Origin of the sequence: Melaminivora alkalimesophila (assembly GCF_000282995.1) — a bacterium.
Lineage (GTDB): Bacteria > Pseudomonadota > Gammaproteobacteria > Burkholderiales > Burkholderiaceae_C > Melaminivora > Melaminivora alkalimesophila.
In genome coordinates this window covers 1-2,604 of the sequence record NZ_ALEE01000320.1, presented here as the reverse complement: position 1 = coordinate 2,604, position 2,604 = coordinate 1, and the positions used below count along the sequence as shown (strand labels likewise).

Below are 2,604 nucleotides of genomic sequence, written 5' to 3'. Positions count from 1 at the left end.
CCCCGCCGGCAGCGGCGGCGGGCGCCTCCTCCTTCTTGCCGCATGCGCCCAGCACGAGCGCGCCAGCCAGGGCGAGGGCCAGCAGGGACAGGGACGGGCGGGCGGCGGGCGGGGGCGACAGGGGGTGCATGAGGGTCCTCGAGAGGGTCGTTGGCGTTCTTGAAGAAGCAATGCGGGCGCGTTCCCGCAAGGGGGCGATTATACATACATTCATGAATGTATAATGCAGCCCTCGGGCGCGGCCGTCGCCGCATTCCGGTCAAGGGAGATCATTCATCCATGGCACGACGCACCAAGGACGATGCGGATGCTACGCGCAACAGCCTGCTCGACGCCGCCGAGCGGGTGTTCTACGACAAGGGCGTGGCGCGCGCCTCGCTCAACGAAATCGCCCAGGCCGCCGGCGCGACCCGCGGCGCCATCTACTGGCACTTCAAGGACAAGGTCGATCTGTTCAACGCGATGGTGGAGCGCGTGACGCTGCCGCTGGAGGCGGCCTTCGGCGCGGACGAGCCGCCGGCCGGAACGGACCCGCTGCAGCGGCTGCGCTCCATGGTGGCGCGGCTCTTCACGGTCATCGAGAATGACGCGCACGCGCGGCGCGTGTTCGAGATCGCGATGTACCGGGTCGAGTACGTGAGCGAGCTCAGCAGCGTGCGCGAGCGGCACCTGGCGTCGCTGGCGCGCTTTCACGCGCTGCTCGCGCGCGACCTGCAGGAGGCGGCGCAGCAGGCGGGCGTGGCGCTGCCGATGGAATTGGGCGCGGCGGCCACCGGGCTGCAGGGGTTGTTCGACGGACTGCTGCAGGCCTGGATCCTGGGCGGCGCGCCCTTCCCCCTGGCCGACATGGGCCGCCAAGTGGTGGACGTGTACCTGCGCGGGCTGGGCCTGGTGCCCTGACAGTCGTGCGATAATCTCTCGCTTGCTTGGCGCGCGGTCTGCACGGCCCCGCGCCACGCGCCTTTTCCAGCGGCTGTAGCTCAGTGGATAGAGTGTTGGCCTCCGAAGCCAAAGGTCGTGGGTTCGATCCCCGCCAGCCGCGCCAAGCCTGCCTGCGTCTTGCCAGGCACCGGCCCCGCTTCTCCGTGCATACCCCTGTTTGACACTTGGGCGACTCTCGCCGCCCACGCCAGCGCCTAGCATCGTCTCCGAAGGGGATGGCCGCGCTGCGATCCGCCCTTCGTTCCCGAGACAACGACGATGGAGACACCGCCCACCCGGGCGGGGCGAGACGATGACCGCAGCCCTGATGGCCGGCGCACCTTCGCAGGTGACGCTGGAGGAAAAGTACGAGCTCACGAGCGGCTGGACCTTCATGTCCGGCACCCAGGCGCTGGTGCGCCTGCCGCTGCAGCAGCGCCTGCGCGACCAGGCGGCGGGCCGGAACACGGCCGGCTTCATCAGCGGCTATCGGGGCTCGCCCCTGGGGCGCTACGATATGGAGCTGTGGCGCAACCGCGCACGGCTCGAACAGCACCACATCCACTTCCAGCCGGGCGTCAACGAAGACTTGGCGGCCACCGCCGTGTGGGGCTCCCAGCACGTGGGCACCTTCCCCGGGGCTCGCTACGAGGGCGTCTTCAGCATCTGGTATGGCAAGACGCCGGGGGTGGACCGCAGCGCCGACGTGCTGCGCCATGCCAACGCGGCCGGCACTTCGGCCTGGGGCGGGACGCTCGCGCTGTGCGGAGACGACCACGCCGCCAAGTCGTCCACGCAGGCCGCGCAGTCGGACCACATCCTGATCGCCACCGGGATTCCCATCCTCTATCCGGCCAACGTGCAGGACATCCTGGACTTCGGCCTGCACGGCATCGCCATGAGCCGCCACGCGGGTTGCTGGGTGGCGCTGAAGCTGGTCACCGACGTGGTCGAGTCCTCGGGCAGCGTGCAGGTGGGTGTGGACCAGCCGCAGATCGAGCCGGTCGCACCCCTGGCCGGCCAGCCGGCCGACGGGCTGAACATCCGTCGCTTCGACGGGCCGCTGCAGCAGGAGGCGCGGCTGTACGAGCACAAGCTGCACGCCGCGCTCGAGTACGCGCGCGCCAACCGGCTCAACCGCGTGGTGCTGGACGGTGCCGGCGCGCGGGTGGGCATCGTCACGGCCGGCAAGAGCTACACCGACGTGCGCCAGGCGCTGCTGGAACTCGGCCTGGAGGACGCCGGGGAGACGTCCGTGCGTCTGTTGAAGGTGGGCATGGTCTGGCCGCTCGACCCGCACGCCATCGAGGAGTTCGCCCAGGGGCTCGATACCCTGGTGGTGGTCGAGGAAAAGCGTTCGGTCCTGGAGGGGCAGCTCAAGTCGATCCTGTTCGACTGCGAGTCGCTGCGGCACGTGCGCGTGGTCGGCAAGTACCACGGCGCCAGCGAATGGGCGCGCACGCGCGGCGAGCCCGGCCTGCCGTCCACGGGCGAGTTGTCGCCCACCGGGATCGCGGCGCTGCTGGCGCGCCTGCTGGAACTGCCCGGCTGCGCCGCGCACCCGGTGGCGTCGGCGCCGCGCGGCGGCCCGGTGCGCATGCCCAACTTCTGCTCGGGCTGCCCGCACAACACTTCCACGCAGCTGCCTGCCGGCAGCCGGGCGCTGGCGGGCATCGGCTGCCA

General features: G+C 70.5%; 1 protein-coding gene, 1 tRNA gene and 1 pseudogene. All 3 read left to right on the top strand.

The features are described 5' to 3' along the window. The first annotated feature begins 279 nt into the window (after nt 1-279). Nucleotides 280-900 carry a TetR family transcriptional regulator gene (locus A612_RS05990; RefSeq protein WP_019373617.1) on the top strand — a complete coding sequence of 207 codons (621 nt, stop codon included), beginning with the start codon at nt 280-282 and terminating at the stop codon, nt 898-900. A gap of 69 nt (nt 901-969) precedes the next feature. Next, nucleotides 970-1,045: transfer RNA gene (locus A612_RS05985), tRNA-Arg, on the top strand. A gap of 189 nt (nt 1,046-1,234) precedes the next feature. After that, nucleotides 1,235-2,604 (top strand): annotated as a pseudogene (locus A612_RS17330) (indolepyruvate ferredoxin oxidoreductase family protein); the annotation flags it as partial.